The sequence below is a fragment of the Gemmata sp. genome (assembly GCF_051859125.1).
Classification (GTDB): domain Bacteria; phylum Planctomycetota; class Planctomycetia; order Gemmatales; family Gemmataceae; genus Gemmata.
The window spans coordinates 20506-40086 of record NZ_JBHYGG010000252.1 but is presented as its reverse complement, the minus strand read 5'-3'; the positions used below and the strand labels follow the sequence as shown (position 1 = coordinate 40086).

15 protein-coding genes are annotated in these 19581 nt (G+C 69.1%); 8 read left to right on the top strand and 7 right to left on the bottom strand.

The features are described from left to right. The first annotated feature begins 58 nt into the window (after positions 1–58). Entirely contained in the window at positions 59–2857 is a 2799-nt protein-coding gene (locus ACTIGN_RS22570; RefSeq protein ID WP_439628052.1) for a non-ribosomal peptide synthetase, read from the top strand. A gap of 4 nt (positions 2858–2861) precedes the next feature. Here ACTIGN_RS22570 and ACTIGN_RS22565 read toward each other — a convergent pair whose 3' ends face one another. From ACTIGN_RS22565 to ACTIGN_RS22550, 4 genes are all read right to left on the bottom strand, one after another. After that, entirely contained in the window at positions 2862–3470 is a 609-nt protein-coding gene (locus tag ACTIGN_RS22565) for a class I SAM-dependent methyltransferase (protein WP_439628050.1), read from the bottom strand. Between the two features lie 219 nt (positions 3471–3689). After that, positions 3690–4847 (bottom strand): dTDP-4-amino-4,6-dideoxygalactose transaminase, encoded by a 1158-nt coding sequence (gene rffA, locus ACTIGN_RS22560; RefSeq protein ID WP_439628049.1) that lies wholly within the window; start codon positions 4845–4847, stop codon positions 3690–3692. Between the two features lie 28 nt (positions 4848–4875). Beyond that, entirely contained in the window at positions 4876–5853 is a 978-nt protein-coding gene (locus tag ACTIGN_RS22555) for a glycosyltransferase family 2 protein (protein WP_439628047.1), read from the bottom strand. Between the two features lie 113 nt (positions 5854–5966). Next, complete coding sequence (locus tag ACTIGN_RS22550; protein WP_439628045.1) at positions 5967–6773, bottom strand: hypothetical protein; 807 nt, start codon at positions 6771–6773, stop codon at positions 5967–5969. A gap of 244 nt (positions 6774–7017) precedes the next feature. Between ACTIGN_RS22550 and ACTIGN_RS22545 the strand changes: the two genes are divergently transcribed. From ACTIGN_RS22545 to ACTIGN_RS22530, 4 genes are all read left to right on the top strand, one after another. Continuing rightward, the gene (locus ACTIGN_RS22545) at positions 7018–7638 is read left to right on the top strand and encodes an RNA polymerase sigma factor (RefSeq protein ID WP_439628043.1); all 621 of its coding nucleotides are present in this window, start codon (positions 7018–7020) and stop codon (positions 7636–7638) included. 27 nt (positions 7639–7665) lie between these two features. Continuing rightward, positions 7666–9780, top strand: coding sequence for a serine/threonine protein kinase (locus ACTIGN_RS22540; RefSeq protein WP_439628041.1), 2115 nt, complete (start codon positions 7666–7668; stop codon positions 9778–9780). Between the two features lie 26 nt (positions 9781–9806). Continuing rightward, positions 9807–10466, top strand: coding sequence for a hypothetical protein (locus tag ACTIGN_RS22535; protein ID WP_439628040.1), 660 nt, complete (start codon positions 9807–9809; stop codon positions 10464–10466). Positions 10467–10548: 82 nt separating this feature from the next. After that, positions 10549–11595: a DUF1559 family PulG-like putative transporter gene (locus tag ACTIGN_RS22530; RefSeq protein ID WP_439628038.1), complete on the top strand. Its 1047-nt coding sequence runs from the start codon at positions 10549–10551 to the stop codon at positions 11593–11595. Between the two features lie 3 nt (positions 11596–11598). On the opposite strand, the gene ACTIGN_RS22525 is transcribed toward ACTIGN_RS22530, so the two are convergent. Further along, the gene (locus ACTIGN_RS22525) at positions 11599–13866 is read right to left on the bottom strand and encodes a UvrD-helicase domain-containing protein (RefSeq protein WP_439628036.1); all 2268 of its coding nucleotides are present in this window, start codon (positions 13864–13866) and stop codon (positions 11599–11601) included. 193 nt (positions 13867–14059) lie between these two features. Between ACTIGN_RS22525 and ACTIGN_RS22520 the strand changes: the two genes are divergently transcribed. Then, a complete protein-coding gene (locus ACTIGN_RS22520; protein WP_439628034.1) occupies positions 14060–14482 on the top strand; it encodes a holo-ACP synthase in 423 nt (140 codons plus the stop codon). 376 nt (positions 14483–14858) lie between these two features. On the opposite strand, the gene dcuC is transcribed toward ACTIGN_RS22520, so the two are convergent. Then, positions 14859–16247 carry a C4-dicarboxylate transporter DcuC gene (dcuC, locus tag ACTIGN_RS22515; RefSeq protein WP_439628032.1) on the bottom strand — a complete coding sequence of 463 codons (1389 nt, stop codon included), beginning with the start codon at positions 16245–16247 and terminating at the stop codon, positions 14859–14861. A 197-nt stretch (positions 16248–16444) separates the two neighbouring features. Between dcuC and ACTIGN_RS22510 the strand changes: the two genes are divergently transcribed. Both ACTIGN_RS22510 and dapA read left to right on the top strand, forming a co-directional pair. Next, positions 16445–16795 (top strand): hypothetical protein, encoded by a 351-nt coding sequence (locus ACTIGN_RS22510; protein WP_439628030.1) that lies wholly within the window; start codon positions 16445–16447, stop codon positions 16793–16795. A gap of 77 nt (positions 16796–16872) precedes the next feature. Beyond that, on the top strand, positions 16873–17766 hold the full coding sequence (gene dapA, locus ACTIGN_RS22505; RefSeq protein WP_439628028.1) for a 4-hydroxy-tetrahydrodipicolinate synthase: 894 nt from the start codon (positions 16873–16875) through the stop codon (positions 17764–17766). Between the two features lie 81 nt (positions 17767–17847). On the opposite strand, the gene ACTIGN_RS22500 is transcribed toward dapA, so the two are convergent. After that, the gene (locus ACTIGN_RS22500; RefSeq protein WP_439628026.1) at positions 17848–19557 is read right to left on the bottom strand and encodes a CotH kinase family protein; all 1710 of its coding nucleotides are present in this window, start codon (positions 19555–19557) and stop codon (positions 17848–17850) included. Between the last annotated feature and the right edge of the window lie 24 nt (positions 19558–19581).

Sequence of the window (19581 nt, the reverse complement as noted above, 5' to 3'; positions counted from 1 at the left end):
GCACGCTCCAGGCTTGCAAAAGAACAATGGTCTCGAACTCCGCAAGAAGAGGCGTCCGATGTCCCAGTTGCTGCCGTCCGATCTTTCAACGGGGTCGCGTGGAACGGACACGCTGGACCGGGCCGGGCCGCTGGCCGGGGCGACCGTGGGTGAGACGGACCGGCCGGCCGTGAGCGAACCGGGCACCCTCGTCGACCGACTCCCGAACGCCACCGCCGCGTCACGGGACATCCTCGCCGCACTCAACGACACCGCGGCCGATTACCCCCGGGACCACCTCGCGCACGAGTTGATCGCCGAGCAGGCCGCCCGGGCGCCCGAGCGGGTCGCCGTCGAGAGCGGGGGCGTGGGACTCACCTACGCCGAACTGGACGCCCGCGCGAATCAGGTCGCGCACTACCTCCGCGAGCGGGGCGTCGGGCCGGACGTGCTCGTCGGCGTCTGCCTCGACCGAACGGCCGAGATGGTCGCGGCCCTGCTCGGCGTGTGGAAGGCCGGCGGCGCGTACGTCCCCCTCGACCCGGACTTCCCCGCCGAGCGGCTGAAACTGTACCTCGAAGACAGCGCCGCGCCGGTCGTCGTCACGCAATCGCACCTCGCGCACCTCCTCCCGGCGGGCGGGGCGCGGGTGGTCGACCTGGACGCCGAGCGGGACGCCATCGGCCGCGGGCCGACCGGCCCGCTCCCGCACTCGGGCACGCCCGCGAACCTGGCCTACGTGATCTACACGTCCGGCTCGACCGGCCGCCCGAACGGGGTCGCCGTCGAGCACCGGGCCCTGGTGAACTTCCTCGTCTCGATGCAGCGGGAGCCGGGGCTGTCGCGGGACGACGTCGTCGCCGCGGTCACCACCATCTCGTTCGACATCCACCACCTGGAGTTGTGGCTCCCGCTCATCGCGGGCGCGCGGGTGGCGGTGCTCCGCTGGGCCGACGCCGCCGACGGGGTCCGCCTCGCGGAGGAACTCGACCGCACCGGCGCGACCGTCCTCCAGGCGACCCCGACCCGGTGGCGGCTGCTCCTCGCCGCGGGGTGGGCCGGGCGGCCGGGGCTCAAGGCGTTCTGCGGCGGCGAACCGATGCCGCCGGAACTCGCCGGCCGCCTCCTCGAGCGCGCCGGCGAGGTGTGGAACCTGTACGGCCCGACCGAGACGACGGTGTGGTCCACGGTCCACCGCGTCGGGCGCGTCGCCGGGGCCGTCCCCATCGGCCACCCGATCGCGAACACGCAGGTGTACGTCCTCGACCCGCGGCTCGAACAAGTCCCGGTCGGGGAGGTCGGCGAACTCTACATCGGCGGCGACGGCCTCGCCCGGCACTACCTGAACCGCCCGGAACTCACCGCGGGCCGCTTCGTCGCCGACCCCGCGGACCCCGGCCGGCGCATCTACAAGACCGGCGACCTGGCCCGGCTCCGGCCCGACGGCGTGCTGGAGTGCCTGGGCCGCATCGACCACCAGGTGAAGGTCCGCGGGTACCGCATCGAGCTGGGCGAGGTCGAGTCGGCGCTGGCGGCGCACCCGCTCGTGGCCGCGGCGGTCGCGCACGTGACCGGCGACCCGGCGGAGCTGGTCGCGTACGTCGTCCCGCGGCCGGGGGCGGCCCCCACGCCCGAAGCCGTCCGGCAGCACGCGCGCGAGCGGATCCCGGCGTACATGGTTCCCGGCCCGGTCGTGTTCCTCGACGCGCTGCCGATGACCCCGAACGGGAAGGTCGATCGCAAGGCGCTCCCGGCCCCGACCCGCGCCCCGGTCCCCGCGGCCCCGGGCCGGGCGCGGGTGGCCCCGCGGACCGACGCCGAGCGCGACCTGCTCGCGATATGGGCCGACGTGTTCGGGAACCCGAACCTCGGCGTGACCGACGACTTCTTCGACCTCGGCGGCACGTCCCTCAAGGCCGCCGAGGTCGTGGCGCTCGTCTCGGGGCGGCTCGGGCACACGATCCCGCTGGGCGCGATGTACGAGGCCACCACCGTCGAGAAGCTGGCGGTGCTCGTGCAGAACCGGCTGGAGATGGGGACGCCGAGCGTCCTCGTCCCGCTCCAGACCGGGGGCCACAAGCCGCCGCTGTTCATGATCGCCGGCGTCGGCGGGCACGTGTTCACGTTCCACAAGTTCGCCCGGGCCCTCGGGGCCGACTACCCGGTGTACGGGCTCAAGGCGGTCGGCGTCGACGGCGGCCGCCGGCCCCCGGAGTCGTTCGAGGAGATCGCCGCCGAGTACGTGCGGGAGATCACCGCCGCGCGGCCCCAGGGGCCGTACCTGCTGTCGGGGTACTCGATCGGGGCGCTCGTCGCGGTCGAGGTGGCGCTGCAACTCCAGGCGCTGGGGCACGAGGTGCCGCTCGTGGTGGTGTTCGACATGAACGCCCCGGGGTACCCGCCGCCGCTCCCGCTCCGCCGCCGGCTCGCGGTCCACGCGCGGAACCTGTTCCGCCGCGAGGGCGGGGTCCGGTACGCGGTCCGCCGCGTGCGGAACCTGGGGAACCGCGTGATCCGGCTCGCGGGCCTGGAGCGGCTCCTGTTCCCGACGCACCCGGCCCTCGACGCGCTCCCGCAGGACGCGCTCCGCGACGTGTGGGTGGCGCTCCAGACCGCGGCGCGCCGCTACCGTCCCGGCGGCAAGATGCACGGGACCGTGAGCCTGTTCCGGGCCGAGGTGCCCATCGACCTGTGGAACGCGGTCGTGAACGTGGACCCGCACCTGGGCTGGCAGGGGCTCACGACCGGTCGGGTCGAACTGCACTCGGTCGCGATGGGGCACCTGGAGGTGTTCCACCCGGACAACATCGACAGGCTGGCGCGGCAGATGGCCGGCAGCATCGACCGCGCCTCGCCGGCCGCCGCGGCGGAACGGTGACGCACTAACCCTGCGTGCAGACCATGACGAGGTGCGTGTACGGGATGTTGAGCAATCGGTGGTGCAGGTGCGATTCGACGGCCGGGAAGCGGGCGCGCGCGAGCCGCAGGTACTCCTCGCGGCGGCGGACGTGGGTGCCGCGGTCGTGGTCGAGCATCCACCGGGCGAACCGGTTCTGGCCAGGCGCGTAGCACCCGTCGAACGAGACGAACCGGCCCCCGGGCCCGAGCGCCTGCCGTGCCACGGCGAGGAGCGAATCGGCCTCCGTGTCGTCGAGGTGGTGCAGCACGCCGTTGGCCAGGACGATGTCGAACGAGCCGGCGTGCTCGACGACGAGGTCGCTCACCGACCGGCACACGAACTCGCCGCGCGGGCCGTACCGCTCGCGGGCCTCGCGGATGTACTCGGGGCTCAGGTCCACCCCGACGTACCGGGTGCCGGGGAGCGAGTCGAGGATGTCGCCCGGCCCGCACCCGATGTCGAGCACCCGCGCCCCCGGGAACGGCCGAACGTACCGGCGGACGTACACGGCGCGGAGCCGCGCCGCACCGACCGCCCTCTGGAACAGGCGGTACGCCCACGGCCGCGACAGGATCGCTTTTACGCCCGCCATCGCACCCTCTCAGAGCAAGTCCGGGAGTTTCACGTATCGAGTTCAAGGTTCAAAGTTCAACGCCCAACTCGTTCGGCACTCGAAACGTGGAACTCGAAACGTGAAACTCCTGAAGTCTGGCTGGTTGCTCAATGTAGCCGGCCTCTGTGAGGCCGGTGCTGCGGGACTCGCGAAGGCCCGGCCTCACAGAGGCCGGCTACAGGAACTCATCGACCCGAGTCACCGGCCGGACCAGGCCCGGACCTCGCGGACGACCCGTGCCTGGTCGGCCGTCGACAGGTCGTTGAAGAACGGCAGTCGGACGAGGCAGTCGCCGGCCATCTCCGAGACCGGGCAGTCGCCGGGCCGCCCGCCGAACCGCTGGCCCATCTCGGACAGGTGCAGCGGCTGGTAGTGGAACACGGCCAGCACGCCGCGGTCCCGGAGGTGCTTGATGAGGCCCTGGCGCTGGTCCAGGGTCGGCATCACCAGGTAGTACATGTGGTACGCCTGGTCGCAGTGCTTCGGCACCGTCGGCGTGCGGACCCCGAGCGTCGCGGCCCAGTCGGCCAGGTGCAGGTGGTAGTAGTCCCACACCTGCTTCCGCTTCGCCTGCACCCGCTCCCACTGCTCCAACTGGCCGTACAGGAACGCCGCCAGCACGTCGGACATGACGTAGCTCGACCCGACGTCCACCCACGTGTACTTCGCGACCTGGCCGCGGAAGAACTGCGAGCGGTTCGTCCCCTTCTCGCGGAGGACCTCGGCCCGCTCGGAGAACGCCGGGTCGTTGACCAGCAGCGCGCCGCCCTCGCCGCACGTAAGGTTCTTGGTCTCGTGGAAGCTCTGCGTCGCCAGCGCGCCGAACGTCCCGAGCGGGCGGCCCCGGTACCGCCCGAACAGGCCGTGCGCGTTGTCCTCGACCACGGCCACGCCCCGCGCGCGGCACGCGGCGAGGATCGGGTCCATCTCGCACCCGACCCCGGCGTAGTGGACCGGCACGACGGCCCTGGTGCGGTCGGTGAGGAGCCGCTCCAGGTGCGCCTCGTCCAGGTTGAAGGTGTCCGGCCGCACGTCGACGAACACCGGCTTGGCCCCGCGGAGGACGAAGGCGTTCGCGGTGGAGACGAACGTGAACGACGGGAGGATGACCTCGTCGCCGGGGCCGACGTTGAGGAGCAGGGCGGCCATCTCCAGCGCGTGCGTGCACGACGTGGTGAGCAGCGCCTGGCGGCTCCCGGTCAGGTGCTCGAGCAGCGCCTGGCACCGGCGGGTGAACACCTGGTCGCCGGCGATCTGCCCGCCGAGCAGCGCCTCGGCGATGTTCTGCAGCTCCTTCCCGAGCGTGGAGGAGCGGTTGAACGGGACTTGAGCGGGCGCGGACAGTGCTGAAGACATGGCGGGAACCCTCGTGGGGGAGAGCGCGTCACCCCTTGCCGCCCTCGGTGTGCCGCACCACGTAGGTCGGCTTGTCGAGCAGGCGGAAGTGGACCCGGCCCAGGTACTCGCCGATCATCCCGAGCGAGAACAGTTGCGCGCCCGAGAAGATCGAGATCACCGACGCGAGGAACGTGAACCCCGGCGGGGCCGTGTGGTCCACGAGGAACATCACGACGACGAACGCGAGCAGGGCGAACCCGAACACGGTCAGCGCGAAACCGAGCACGCTCGCGGCCTGGAGCGGGAGCGTGCTGAACCCGGTAATCATGTTGAACGCGTGGGTGACTAGCTTCCGCGTCGTGTAGTTCGACTGGCCGATCCGCCGCGGCTCGTGCCGCACGAACTCGTGGGTGAACCGCACCGTGCCCCAGGTCAGGAGCACGTCGAGCGAGACGAGTGAGCCGCTGAAGTGCGCGAACGCCTCCCGCGTGTGGGTGCGGAACGCCCGGAACGCGCTGACCCGGCGGGCCGTCTCGGCCCCCATCGCGGTTTGGAGCGCGATCTTGGTGATCTTCGAGGCGAGGTTCCGCAGAAACCCGTGCGGGAGCTCCTGCGGCGCGCCGTAGACGACGTCGTGCCCCTCGTCCAGTTTCGCGAGGAGCCTCGGCACCTCGACGGGCGGGTGCTGGAGGTCGTCGTCCATCGTGACGACGACGGCGTACCGGGCCGCCCGGACGCCGCACAGCAGGGCGTTGTGCTGGCCGAAGTTCCGCATCAGGTCGAACCCGCGAACGAACGGGTGCTTGCTCGCCAGGTCGGACACCACGGCCCAGCTCCGGTCCCGGCTCCCGTCGTTGACGAGCAGGATCTCGAACGCCTGCCCGCGGCCCCGGAACAGTTCCGCGAGTTGCTCGACGAGCGGCGTCAGCGACTCCTCGCTGTTGTACACCGGCACGACGACCGACACGCCTTGCGGCAGGTCAGGCACCTGTGGCGTCGGGCTCGCGGCCGGGTGGTCTGTCACGGTGGTCTCGGGTGGTCGCCCGCGCGGCACGCGGGCGACCGGTTCGGCTTCGGGTGTTCCTTACATCGGAACTTCGCGCCGGTCAAGGTGCCGGGCCCGCCGGGAGCGGCCGGTCACACCACCGCACCCGTCGGGTGCCAGTGGTACGTGAGCGACGCTCGGGTGAACCGGAACCCCATTGCGGCGTGGGCGTTCACCGACGCCGGGTTCGCCCCGGACAGCTTGGACCCGACCGCATCGACGCCGCTCCGCTGCCAGACCCGCAGAACGTTCGCGAACAGGTCGCGCCCGTACCCCTTCCCGGGCGGGCTCGCGGCCAGCAACCGCACCTCGCCGCGGGTGCCGCGGGTGACGAAGTGGAAGAACCCCCGCACCTCCGCCCCTTCACACAGGACGGAGAGTTGGTCATCGGCTGTGCGGTTCGCGAACGCGTTGCGGACCCAGTGAACGTAGCGCTGATCGGCCAAGGCGCGGGGGAACAGCGGGTCAGTGTGGTAGCGGCCGAACTCGAACCCCGCGGCCGCCATCCGCTCGACGGCGGCCACGTCGACCGTCTTCGCCGGGCGGAACGCGAACCGCGGCTCGGGGAGGGTGCGGGCCAGCAGGCCGGTCAGCTCGCCGTGGAGACTCGTATCGACGAGGATGAACCCGCACCGCGTCAGCAACTCGATCGCCGGCCGGTCGGTCGCGCCCGTTCCGAACGAGACGAGTCGCACCCCGGTCCGGGCGGCCCAGTCGCGGAGCGCGTCGAGCCACTCCGCACGCGCGCCGAGGAGCGCGGCCGCGTCGCCGAGCTGGCAGTCGCCGACCGGGAAGCCGAAGATCTCCGCGTCCCAGGGGAGGACCGCGACCCGGCCGAACCGCGGCTCGCCGGGGCGCAGGTCCTCGTACCGGCACTGAAATCGCGGGTCCCGGGCCACGCGCCGACTCCGTGGGAACTCACGCCTCTCGACAGCTTACCTCGCTCACGGGCTTTTGCAATTATCCCCGGGGTCGCACTCGTTCTCGTGTGAGTCGAAAAAACTGACTTCGCATCCACCCCGCGGGCGGGTATTTTAAAACAACATCGGTTCGACTGCGTGGGCGCACCTATCCTGTGCTGTCGGGGCGGGCGGGTAGAGTAATGGTGCGGTCGAGTGCCGGGGCGGCGGTTCGGAGCGGCTCGTGACAGACAAGCCCGTTGATGTGGGTGGGCCCAACGATTCCACCTCGACGACCTGGTTGGACCGCGTCCGGTCCGGTGAGCCCGGGGCGTGGGAGGCGTTCGCCAACCTCTACGCGCCGCTCATCTACCACTGGTGCCAGCGGTGCGGGCTCCAGCCGGCCGACGCGGCCGACATCGGCCAGGACGTGTTCCGGGCCGTGCTCGCCGCGGTCGGCACGTTCCGCCGTCAGGGCTCGGGGAGCTTCCGCGGGTGGCTCCGGGTCATCACCCGGAACAAGGTGCGCGACCTGATCCGCGAGCGGGGGAAGGTGCCGGGGGCGGGGGGCGGGAACGACCAGCACCTCAACCAGATCCCCGTTGATTCCGACCCGGGGGCCGACGACACGCCCGACCCGGAGGAGGAGCGGATCCTCTACTGCCGGGCGCTCGACCTGGTCCTCGCCGACCACCGCGAGGAGACCCGCGAGGTGTTCATGCGTGTGGTGATCGACCGCCAGGACCCGTCCGCTGTGGCCACCGACCTCGGCCTCTCGCTCAACGCCGTGTACCTCATCAAGTCCCGCGTCCTCCGGCGGCTGCGGGAGGAGTTCCGCGAACTGCTCGACCCCGGCCCGGGCTGACCCCCCGGGCGCCACCTCACGGGCCGCATGACCCCCACCCCACCCCCCCGTTTGCCGGACGCCTGCCCCGATCGGGGCGCGCTCCTCGCGTTCCACACCGGCCGGCTCAGCGACCCCGAGGCCGAGCGGCTCGCCGCGCACCTCGACACGTGCGGCGCGTGCCTGTCCTCGCTCCGCGAGCTGAGCAGCGACGCCGCCGACTCGCTCGAAGCGAACCTGCTCCGGTTCTGCGGGGACCGCGCCGCGCTGGTGCCCACGACCGACCCGGGGTACGTCCGGTTCGAGGCGGCCGCCCGCGACGTGTGCGAGAGCGGCACCTGGCCCGGGGCCCGCGCCGCGGCCGCCGAGGAGTGGGAGTTCGACGCCTCCACCCGGATCGGCCCGTACGCCGTGCAGGAGGTCCTCGGCCGCGGCGGCATGGGCGTCGTGTTCCGGGCCGTCCACCAGGGGCTCAAGCGGGCGGTCGCGCTCAAGACGCTCCACCTCGGCGCGTCGGCCCGGACCGACTCGCTCGCCCGGTTCCGCGTCGAGGCCGCCGCGATCGCCCGGCTCGACCACCCGAACGTGGTCCGCGTCTACGACAGCGGCGAGGCCGCCGGCCAGCAGTACCTCGCGATGGAGCTGATCGAGGGCGAGTCCCTCGACGCCCGGCTCGGCCGCGGCCCGCTCGGCTGCGCCGACGCCGCGAAGCTCGTGCGGACCCTCGCACGGGCCGTGGGCTACGCGCACGGGAAGGGGATCATCCACCGCGACCTGAAGCCGTCGAACGTGCTGATCGCCCGCGACGGCACCCCGAAGGTCGCCGACTTCGGCCTCGCCCGCATCGTCGGCGACGCGGGCCAGCTCACCGTGACGGACGCGGTCATGGGCACCCCCGCGTACATGGCCCCGGAGCAGGCCGCCGGGCGGGTTCGCGAGGTGAGCGAGCGGTCCGACGTGTACTCGCTCGGGGTGATCCTGTACCAGACCCTCACCGGCACGCCGCCGTTCGTCGCCGACGACAAGGTGCAGCTCCTGCGGCTCGTGCAGCGGGGCGAAATCACCCCCCCGTCGCAGTGCCGCACCGACGTTCCGGCGGACCTCGAAACAATTTGCCTCAAGTGCCTTGAACATTCGCAAAGGGACCGGTACGCTTCGGCGAACGAACTGGGTGAAGACCTCGACCGGTGGCTCGACGGGCAGGCGCTCCACGGCCGCCGGCCCAATCGCGTCAAGCGAATGGGACGTGCCGTTCGACGTCACGCGCTCGTTGCGTCCGGCGTGATTGCGGTCGTCGCGGTCCTCGCGGCCGGCGTCGTGGCGCTGGCCCGCAAGGGGCCGGAGAAGGTGGTTCCCGACGGCGAGTCGGCCGAGGTACGCATCGCGTTGGAACGCGCCCTCGACGCCGACAAGCCGGTGACGCTCGTCGGCGCGACGGGCTGGCCGAAGTGGTTCAAGTGGCGGGTCGGCGGCGACGTGCAGCGGATGACCATCGAGCGCGACGGGACGTTCTCCGCCGAGGTGCTCGACCCCAAGCGGTTCGGCATCCTGGAACTGCTCCCCGATGCACGGCACGACCGGTACAAGCTCACCGCCGAGGTGCGGCACGAGTTGGGGAACTACAGCGGGTGCGCGGGTCTGTACGTCGGGCACCGGGTGTACCCGCGGCAACCGGACGAGGTTCATGTGCTGTCAACCGCGCTGCTCAACAGCATCGCGGCCGGGACGCGGATCGTTGGGCCGAACGGAAAGCTCGTCATCCCCCAGGGCGTGACGGCTCCTCGGAAGCTCCGAATCAACGCCGATACCTTTGTGCTCCCGCTGCCGCACTTCGCCGCGGACCTGGCGCTGCTCCAGGGCGAGCCGCTGCCCGCACTCGGTGTTCGCAACGGCATCTGGCACAAGATTGAAGTGACGGTCGGCCCGGACGAGATCGTGACGGACGTGGCCGGGAACGTGATGCGGCTCGCGAAGGACGATCTGTCGCCGGAGCGGTTCCACGACAGGTGTGCCTACATCCGCAAGACGTTCCCGGACGAGCCGTTCGCGCAGAACTTCCGGCCCGAGTTCACACCCCGCGGTGGCGTCGGGCTGATGCTCTACCCGACCGCGGGTGCCTCTGTCCGTAACGTGGTGCTCACGCCGCTCAAAGCGGCCCGTTGACTGTTCCTGATACCTTGGAGTTGCTCGTGTCCGCTGCCCAACCTCTCGACCGCAACCTGTCAATCCTGTACCCGAAGACCGGCGGCAATGCCGGGAAGCCCGTACCCCAGAGCTTCTACGCGATGGGCGTGTTGAACAAGGCGGTGAGGGCGAATCGAATCGTCGCCAAGCTCTCGTTTACGGGAGTGGCGGACTTCGAGCAGGAACGGGCCAAGGTGACGTTCCAGAGGCACCCGCACAACGCCGAGCAGTGGTTCTGGGCGGTGCGTTTCAAGTACCCGTACGCCGTTGACGGGCTCAAGTCCCTCGCGACCTTGACCGAAGCGCCCGCGACGCTGGACGTGGTCGCGTACAAGGGCGCCACGGAAGTCGCGAGAGACCAGAGCAAGTTCAAGCTGCGGCTCAACCCCGTCGCGCCGACGATTACGTTTCCCGGAGAGAACGAGGAGATCCAGGACGACCTCCTTTCATTCCTTCCCTGTTGGGGGGAGTGGACGTCACCCGATGATGTCTACCTCTTGACGCTCAGCTACGCGAGCAAGACGGGCGAGGCGTTCTCCGAGAACGACAACTCGTGGTGGGGCTACATTCTCGACATCCCTCAGCCGGGGTCGCGAACCCCGGCGACATTGGTCGCGAGCGGGAGCGGTCTGGCCTCGGACGACCGGAACGTATTCGTGCAGTGAACTTGAACACCGGCCCAGTGTGACCTAGTCTGATAACACCTCCCGTGTTTGACTTGTTGACCTGTTCCGTGAGGTGTCGCCCGTGCGCCCGAACACCCACCGCGGGTTCACGCTCATCGAAGTGCTGGTTGCGATCGCGATCATCGCCGTCCTGATCGGCCTTCTGCTACCAGCGGTGCAGAAGGTCCGCGAGGCGGCGGCGCGCACCAAGTGCCAGAACAACCTCAAGCAGATCGGTCTCGCCGCTCACGCCTGCTACGACTGCCGGAAGGCGTTCCCGCCCGGTGTGAATGTCCCTCCCGTGACGGGGGGCTTCAACGGCTCCTCTCTCGTGCTGCTGCTCCCGTTTCTGGAAGAGGCACCTCGCTTTGCGCTCTTCGACCCTAACGCTCGCGTTGACTTGGCAGCCACAAATGTGACTGCGAAGCAGACCGGCGACGTTCGGGGCTTTTTGTGCCCCTCGGACCCTTCCGTTGGAGTGTACCAGACGTACACCGTTGGCCGCACCAACTACTACGCCAACCTCGGTGCCCATGCGAACCTGCTGGATGGGTCCGGCACGCTCAAAAAGGATGCAAACTTGCTGGGAATGTTTTCCAATGGGAGTGCTGTTCGGTTCGAACATGTCACGGACGGATCAAGTCAAACGGTCTTATACTCGGAAGTCCGGAGGGGGGCCGCTCCGAACTCTGATCAATTCGATATTGCAAAAGCAAGTGCAAGCACTTGGCCTATATTCATTCCACCATTAGACAGTGGCGTCGGCTATCGAACGACCGCGAAGAACACGGACCTCCAGTCTGCTGGCGCTGCGGACTTGAAAACGGCGTGTGATTCGGCCTCGGGGGCGAACCTGCTGAGTGATGTTGGCCTCAACTATGTTGGGGGGGGGAGCATTCTCGCACGGTTTACTTTCTACACCCACACGGTGCCGCCGAACTATGCCGGACGCGACTGTACGTCCTCAACAGGAATTTTGATCCACCTCGCGTCGCGCAGCGCGCACATGGGCGGGGTGAACATCGTCCTCGCCGACGGGTCGGTGCGGTTCGTGTCGGACACCATTCCGATGGACAACTGGCGGGCCGCGGGCACGCGGGCCGGCGGGGAGACGCTCCCGCTCGAATAGGCGTCAGCCGCCGGGCTTCTTGCGGCCCACGACCTTCAGCTTCACCTTGTCCGCGACGAACGTCTTCTCCCCGGCGCTGGGGAACCGGATCTTCACCCGCCGCAGCGCCCCGTACCCGCTCACGTCCGTCACCTGGCCCAGCCCGAGTTCCTCGTGCTGCACCAGCACGCCCACCGCGAGCCCCGTGTCGGCCCCGTCGGGGATCGTCGGCTTCAGGTCGGTGTGCTTCTTCGGCGGAATGTACGGCCGCGCCCCGGTGTCGGCCCAGTCGCTCGCGGCGTTCCCGGCCTTGGCCCGCCACTCGTCGGCCGCTGAGCGGGCCACGTTCCGGGTCATCGACGGGTCGAGCCGCTCCACCCCCTCCCGCGGCAACTCGCGGAGGAAGCTGCTCTCGATGGCGTAGTTCATCTGCCCGCGGAACTCGCGGAGCCGGGCGTGCGTGAGGTACAGCTCCTTCATCGCCCGCGTCATGCCGACGAAGCACAGCCGCCGCTCCTCCTCGATCTCGTCCTCGCGGCCCATGCTCCGCTCGTGCGGGAGCAGCCCCTCTTCCACCGCCATGACGTACACCACCGGGAACTCCAGCCCCTTCGAGGCGTGCAGCGTCATGACCGAGACGTGGTCGGCTTGTTCGTCCCACCCGTCCACGTCCGACGCGAGGGTGATCTGTTCGAGGAAGTCGACGATGGTGCTCTCGGGGCTCTGGTCGTGGAACTGCTTGGCGGCGGTCACGAGTTCCTCGACGTTGGCGAGCCGCTCGGCGTCGTCCTCCTCGCCCGACTCGCGGAGCGACGCGGAGTAGCCCGACTTTTCGAGCACCAGCGCGATGAGTTCGTGCGGCGGCAGGTCGAGCCGGTTCCGCAGCTCGGTGATGAGCTTGTGGAAGTCGCGGAGCCCGGTGGACGCCTTGCCCTTGATGTCGGTGAGCTTGGCGACCTGGGCGGCCGCGTCCATGAGCGTCATCTCGCGGTCGGCGGCGACCGACTGGAGCTTGTCGAGCGACACCTTGCCGATGCCCCGCGGCGGCTCGTTGACGACCCGCAGGAAGCTGACCGTGTCGGCCGGGTTGGCGAGCAGCCGCAGGTACGCGAGGACGTCCTTGTTTTCCTTGCGATCGAAGAACGCGAGCCCCTTAACGATCTGGAACGGCACGCCGTGCTTGACGAACGCGCTTTCGAGGGTCCGGGTGAGGGCGTTGATCCGCAGGAAGATGGCGTGGTCGCGGAACTTGAACCGGCCCGCGGTCACCGCCTCCTTGATCCGCACCACGACCCCCTCGGCCTCGTCGAGCCCGTTGTCGAAGGTGACGACGCGGACCGGCTCGCCCTGCGGGTTGTCGGTGACGAGCGACTTCTTCTTGCGCTGCTTGTTGTGGTCGATGACCGTGCTGGCCGCGTGCAGGATCGTCTTCGTGCTGCGGTAGTTCTTGTTCAGCGTGATGACCCGCGCCGCCGGGAAGTCACGTTCAAAGTCCAAGATGTTCTTGATGTCCGAGCCGCGCCACTTGTAGATGCTCTGATCGGGGTCGCCGACCACGCACAGGTTCGGGTGGTCGATGGCGAGCCGCTTGGCGACCTGGTACTGGGCCGAGTTGGTGTCCTGGTACTCGTCGATGAGGACGTACCGGAACCGGGCGTCGAGTTCGGCCCGGAGTTCCTCGTTGTGCTTGAGCGCCATCGCGGGGAGGTACAGCAGGTCGTCGAAGTCCATCGCATTCGCGGCCCGGAGCCGCTTCTCGTACCCGCGGTATACCTTGGCGACGGTCTGGGCGAAGAAGTCGGTCGCGGTCTTCTCGTACTCGGGCGGGGTGACGAGCGCGTTCTTCGCCTTGCTGATCGCGCTGCCGATCCGCTCCGGGCTGAACTTCACGTTGTCGATGCCGGTCGCCTCGAGCGCCGCCTTCACCACCTTGTTGCGGTCGTCCATGTCGTAGATGGTGAAGTTGCGGTCGAACCCGAGCCGCTCGCCGTACTGCCGCAGGAGCCGCGCGCCGAGCGCGTGGAACGTGCTGACCATGACGCGGTTGCCCGGCACGAGCTGCTCGACGCGGCTCCGCATCTCGCCCGCGGCCTTGTTGGTGAAGGTGATGGCGAGGATGTTGCTCGGGCGGATGCCCTGCGAGAGCAGGTACGCGACGCGGCGGGTGATGACGCGGGTCTTGCCGCTCCCGGCCCCGGCGAGGATCAGCAGCGGCCCCTCGCCGTGCATCACGGCGGCCCGCTGGTCGTCGGTCAGGTCGGCCAGGAGGTCGCGGGCGGGGGGGTGAGACATGGCGGGTCCTTCCAGAGCGACAAATCCGAAAATCGGAGTCCGAAATCCGAACGAATCGAGAGACTAAACGGTGCGGCTCGGGACGCAGAGCAATTGTACCGGCCCCCCGGCAAAGCAACATCCGGGGTGCCCGGCCCGACCGTGCTTCGATTCAGATTTCGTGCTCCGTGCTTCGAATTTCGCGGGGGATGGGATGGAGATCGTCGGACTCGGAAGTCAGGTGATGGACTGCGCCCGGGTGCGGAAGCTCATCGACCAGCACGGCGAGGTGTTTCTGAAGCAGGTGTACACCGACCGCGAGGTACAGTTCTGCAACGGGAAGGCCCGCACGACCGAGCAGTTCACGGCGCTGTGGGCCGCGAAGGAGGCGGTGTTCCGGGCGCTGGGCACGACGTGGAAGCGCGGCACGAACTGGACCGACGTCGAGGTGCTGTGCGAGGCGGCCGGCGCGCCGCACGTCGTCGTGACCGGCCCGACGGCGGAACTCATGGCGGCCCGCGGGGTGACGCAGATCATGCTGACGACCGCGTTCTGCCGCGACTTCGCGACCGCCACCGGCATCGCCGTGCGGGTCACCCACCACACGCCCGCCGAGGACACGGCGATCGACGACTGAGAACAGGTCTGGTTGAATCGTGTGGGTCCGAGCCCGAGCGCCGAGCGAGGGTTCACGCTGACCCTCGCTCGGCGCTCGGGCTCGGACCAGACTGCCTCCCGCGAACCACGGTTCCGGATCAATCCGACCCGGTATGACCCCTCGCGACGGGCCGGAGAACGACCATGCTTCCGGTTTCCACCGTGCTTGGTTCCGGATCTGAGGCAGATTCATGTCGCGGCATAAATTCACCGCAAACATCATTCAAATTTCCACTTCTGATTGCAATGATATTCATTATTCCGGTCAAGTGTGGTTGATTCCGGACTTCAGGATGGTTCCGGAAGAGGGGTGTGCCTGTCGCCCGGAATCAATGAGAACGAGATCGCAGCACCACTCACACCGCCCCGGCCATCCGCAGGAGCACCACGACGGCCATCGCGACGAGGAGCGGCACGGCGACCCGCTTCGCGAGGGTGAACGGGTTGGTGCCGGTGAGGGTCGCGCACATGAGCGTCACGGCCGCGACCGGCGACATCGTGCGGCCCGCGGCGCTGCCGATTGAGACGAGCGCCCCCACGTCCACGGGGTTGATGTCGAGCGCGAGTGCGGGGAGGTGGAAGAAGCCGTACAGGCTCTGCGTGCTGGCCATCCCCGACCCGCTGATCGCCGCGAACGCCAGCGGCACGAACGCCGCGAGGGGTTGCATCAGGTTCGGCGAGTGGGCGATGACGTCGCCGAGCGCGTTCGCGAGCCCGGCCGACTCGATCGCCGTGCCGAAGCACGTCGCGATCACGATGAGGCTGACCACGTTCGCGAACCCGTACCCGGCCCCGTCGAAGAACTGCTTCACGCAGTCGCGCGCCTTGTTCGGCGTGACCGCGGCGGCGACGAGCACGCCGATGAGCATCGCCAGCCCGATGAGCCGCGAACTGTAGGACTTGATGTCTTCTTTGGGGCCGATCACCCACTCCTCCGGGATCTTGAGCAGCCGGTACTCCTCGGGCATCCCCGTGGCGAAGAGGAGGATCAGCGGCACGAGCGGCACCAGCGCCTTCAGCACGTTGATCGGCTCCTGCGCGCCCGCCACCGGTGGCGCAGGCGCGTCTGCGGGAAGGGCAGGGGCGGCGGCCGCGGCCTTCCGCTCCCACCACACGCTCATCGCCCAGAACACGACCATCGACACGGCGAACTGAACCGCGAGCGGCTTCGGGATGTACTTGTGCGTCTGCTCCGTGGTCGAGACGCCGGTCGCGGTGAACACCGTGAGCAGTTCCGGCGCGCCGGGGTTCAGGAGTTCCCCGCCGACCGACGAGCCGAGGAGCAGGCACGCGCCGATGGTCGGCATCGAGTAGTTGGCGGCCCGCATGAGCGGCACGATCACCGGCCCGATGCACACGGCCGTGCTCGTCTGGCTAATGACCGGGATGTTCACGAAGAACCCGACGAGCAGCACGCCCGGCACGAGCATCCACCGGACGTACCGCAGCGGCTTCACGAGGAGCAGCACGAGGTGCCGCTCGCACCCGGTGTGCCGCAGGACGTAGGCGAACCCCATCGCCGAGCAGATCGGCACCACGAACTTCTCGTTCGAGAACGTCGCGAGGAACGTGCGCAGCACCGCCGCGAGCGGGCGGTGGTGGCCGCCCGGCGGGGCGGCGATGCCGGCCCCCACGGCGATCAGGATGGCCGCGACGAGCAGCACGAGCCGAACGTCCCAGCCCTTCACGACCATCAGCACGGCGAGGGCGATGACCGCGAGTGCGGCGAACCCCGCGAATCCCATGGGAGCCTCGTTGACGGAATGTACGGGCCGCACGCGGCGTGGCGGTCGTGCCGAGTGGATCAATCTGACCGGGAGGAACTATTCTCCGACGAACTCACCCGGTTGGCCGAGAGTTTTCCGCCAACCGGGTTGATGTCAACCGGCGGGCGGCCGGTTTCTCGGGAATAGTGGAGGTGTCTGGTAAGGGGGACGAGCCGATGCCGAACGACGCGAAGCTGGGCATGCTGGTCGGGGTGGTGGGGGTGGTGTTCGTGGCGGTGATGTCCGCGAGGCCGGTGCCGCACGCGCCGGCCGCGGCGAACGTGCCGGCGCCCGTTCAGAAGTCCGCCGCGCACCGGGCCACCGACAAGCTCGTGGCCCCTGCGCCCCCGGACCGCCCGGTGGTGAACCTGCTCGCCGAGGCGAAGCCGACCCCGTCCCCGGAGCCGCACCTCGCCCCGGCCGTGCTGCCGACCGAACTCCCCTCGACGCCGGTGGTGCGGACCAGCCGCGAGCCCGTCGCCACGCCCACCGGCCGCTCCCGCACCGACCCCGATCTCGAGCCGTGAGCGCCCGGGGTGTACCTTGCATTCGGCTGGGGTGTCCGTAACCTGCCATGATCCCCAGTCCCGAGATGAGTCGAGCTATGGCCACCACAAGAGGCGAGTTGTTCGCAGGCGTCACCGTCGCAATCGTCACCCCGTTCCGCAACGGCGAGGTGGACTGGGACGACCTCGGGAAACTCGTGGAGTGGCACTGCGAGCAGGGGACCGACGCGCTCGCGCCGTGCGGCACCACCGGCGAGTCGCCCACGCTCACCCACGAGGAGAACGAGCGGGTCGTCGCGTTCGTGTGCGAGAAGGCCCGCGGCCGCACGAAGATCATGGCCGGCACCGGGTCGAACAGCACGTCCGAAGCGATCCGCATGACCAAGGCCGCCAAGAGGGCCGGCGCGACCGGCACGCTCCAGGTCGGCCCGTACTACAACAAGCCGTCGCAGGAGGGGTACTTCCGCCACTTCTCGGCCGTCGCCGAGGCGACCGACCTGCCGATCGTCGTGTACAACATCCCGGGCCGCACCGGGTCGAACATCGCCCCCGAGACGCTCGCAAAGATCGCCGAGAAGAACCCCACGGTCGTCGCGGTCAAGGAGGCGACCGGGTCGCTCGACCAGGCGAGTCAGACCATTGCGCTGTCGGACCTCACCATCCTCAGCGGCGACGACAGCCTGACGCTGCCGCTCATGAGCGTGGGCGGGAAGGGCGTGGTCTCGGTCGTCGGGAACATCGTCCCGCGGGACATGATGGCGCTGGTGCGGGCGTTCGCGGCGGGCAAGATCGAAGAGGCGCAGACCTGGCACCGCAAGCTGTTCCCGCTGTGCCGCGACATGCTGAGCGTCTCGACGAACCCGATCCCGCTCAAGGCCGCGATGAAGTTGCTGGGCCGCGGCACCGGCGAGATGCGGCTGCCGATGTACCCGCTCGACGCGGCCGGCGAGGCCCGCGTCCGGCAGACGCTCGTGAACTACGGGCTGCTGTGATCGGGAACGACGACCGGGGGCGTGAGCCCCCGGGGTCTACTGAAACATGAAACGCTCGGGGGCTCACGCCCCCCGCTCGCCTTACTTCGTCAGTTGCGGCTTGATGCCCTTGAGCGGTGCGCCGTTCTTGTCGGTCAGCCGCAGGCACCCCTTCCAGTCGCCGCTGCCGTTGCACACCTTCAGCACGATCAGATTCGTGCCCTTGTTCAGTGTGACGCCGCCGTAGACGTTCTGGTCCTTGCCCGCGGCCCGCGACTCCAGCACCTTGCCGAGTTCCTTGCCGTTCACCCACACCTTCGCGCCGTCGTCGCTGCCGATGCGGACCATCACGTCCTTCATCTCGGCGGGGGCCACGACGTAGGACACGCAGTACGCGGTCGCGTTGTCGGCGGCCCCGTTCACCATCGGGAAGTCGAGTAGGTACTCGTCGGTCTCCACCTTCTTCCAGGCGAGTTCCTTGTCGGCGACCTTCACCTTCTCGCCCTCCTTCGGCTCGACCTTTCCCTCGTTGGGGATGAGCACGGTGTCCACGGCCTTGTTCGAGTCGGCCCCCGGTGGGTGCGGGACGGGTGCGAGGACGAGCCAGTGCCGGATGAACCCCTCGCCGTCCATCGGCTTGCCGGTCGAGTCCTCGTACCCGGCGAGCATCGTGTTCAGGATCTTCGCCCGCTCGCGGAGCGCGTGCCGCAGCCGGTTGACGTGGTTCTTCAGGTCGCGGCCCTGGTTCGCGTCCACCGACGCGAGTACGGGCTGGATCCGCTTCTCGGCCTCGTCGAGTTTCTTGACCAGCTCCTCGGGCTTGTAGAGGTCCTTCATGATCTCGCGGAACCGGGCGATGTACCGCTTCTTGCCCTCGGGGGTGCTGACGACGGCCCGCGCGACGATCGCGTTGAACCCCGGCTGCAGGCCCCAGTTGAGGTCGCCGAACATCTGGTCCATGCCCGACGGGATGAACACCAGCTTGTCCCGGTCCGGGTCGTGGTAGATCCGGTAGTTGTTCGGCTTCATCGGGTACCCGTCCCAGTCGGCCGTGATGACCTCGACGACGCACATGCTGAGGAACTCGGGCAGGTCGAGCACCTTGTCCAGTGCGGCGAACCGCTTGGCCGCGTCGGGCTCGCGGCAGGCGTCGAGCAGCGCCTTCAAGTCCTTGCGGTCGGTCACGTCGCCCTTGCCCGAGATCAGGTCGAGCGGCTGGTCGATGTCGCGGAGGAACCCGCCGTCGTAGAAGTTGCCGTTGGCGTTCTTGAAGTGCCGGCGGAGGAAGTTCTTGTCGTACCCCTCCTTGAGGTAGTAGAACCCGAGCTTCCGGGTGTTGAGCGTGACGACGGCGTGGCTGATCCGGGCCGCCGGGACGCCGACCGCCTTGCAGATCTCGCCGCAGATCAGTTCCGACAGGTAGCTCGGGTCCTGGGCGGAGTTCGCGAGGTGGAACTTGTCGAGCCCGTGGAACGCCTGGTCGTCCACGAACTTGTCCATGTTCAGCGTGATGCCGGGGCGGTCGTCGAACCCGCGGAAGCTCCCGGCCGAGCCGCGGAGGTGGATCGCGACGTCGGCGTACGCCTTGTCGCCCTCCTTGAGCGTGGCCTTGACGTACTTCCGGGGCTCGCGGCGGAGCGCGTCGGCCTCCTTCTGCCCGACCGTGATGGCCAAGGAGGGGATCTTGCCCTCGGCGAAGAAGGCGTCGACCTCCTTCGCGCCCGGCTTCACCGGCGCTGGCTTCGCCGGCGGCTGGGCGAGGAGCCCGGCGGCGGCCGCGAACAGGCACGACGCGATCACGAAGCGGTGCATGTGCGAAACCCCGTGGACGGTGTG

Excerpts from the sequence above, each read along its gene's own strand:
- dapA (WP_439628028.1), top strand. The coding sequence starts at position 16,873 with ATGGCCACCACAAGAGGCGAGTTGTTCGCAGGCGTCACCGTCGCAATC.
- rffA (WP_439628049.1), bottom strand. The coding sequence starts at position 4,847 with ATGTCTTCAGCACTGTCCGCGCCCGCTCAAGTCCCGTTCAACCGCTCC.
- ACTIGN_RS22500 (WP_439628026.1), bottom strand. The coding sequence starts at position 19,557 with ATGCACCGCTTCGTGATCGCGTCGTGCCTGTTCGCGGCCGCCGCCGGG.
- ACTIGN_RS22520 (WP_439628034.1), top strand. The coding sequence starts at position 14,060 with ATGGAGATCGTCGGACTCGGAAGTCAGGTGATGGACTGCGCCCGGGTG.
- ACTIGN_RS22525 (WP_439628036.1), bottom strand. The coding sequence starts at position 13,866 with ATGTCTCACCCCCCCGCCCGCGACCTCCTGGCCGACCTGACCGACGAC.
- ACTIGN_RS22540 (WP_439628041.1), top strand. The coding sequence starts at position 7,666 with ATGACCCCCACCCCACCCCCCCGTTTGCCGGACGCCTGCCCCGATCGG.
- dcuC (WP_439628032.1), bottom strand. The coding sequence starts at position 16,247 with ATGGGATTCGCGGGGTTCGCCGCACTCGCGGTCATCGCCCTCGCCGTG.
- ACTIGN_RS22570 (WP_439628052.1), top strand. The coding sequence starts at position 59 with ATGTCCCAGTTGCTGCCGTCCGATCTTTCAACGGGGTCGCGTGGAACG.
- ACTIGN_RS22565 (WP_439628050.1), bottom strand. The coding sequence starts at position 3,470 with ATGGCGGGCGTAAAAGCGATCCTGTCGCGGCCGTGGGCGTACCGCCTG.
- ACTIGN_RS22510 (WP_439628030.1), top strand. The coding sequence starts at position 16,445 with ATGCCGAACGACGCGAAGCTGGGCATGCTGGTCGGGGTGGTGGGGGTG.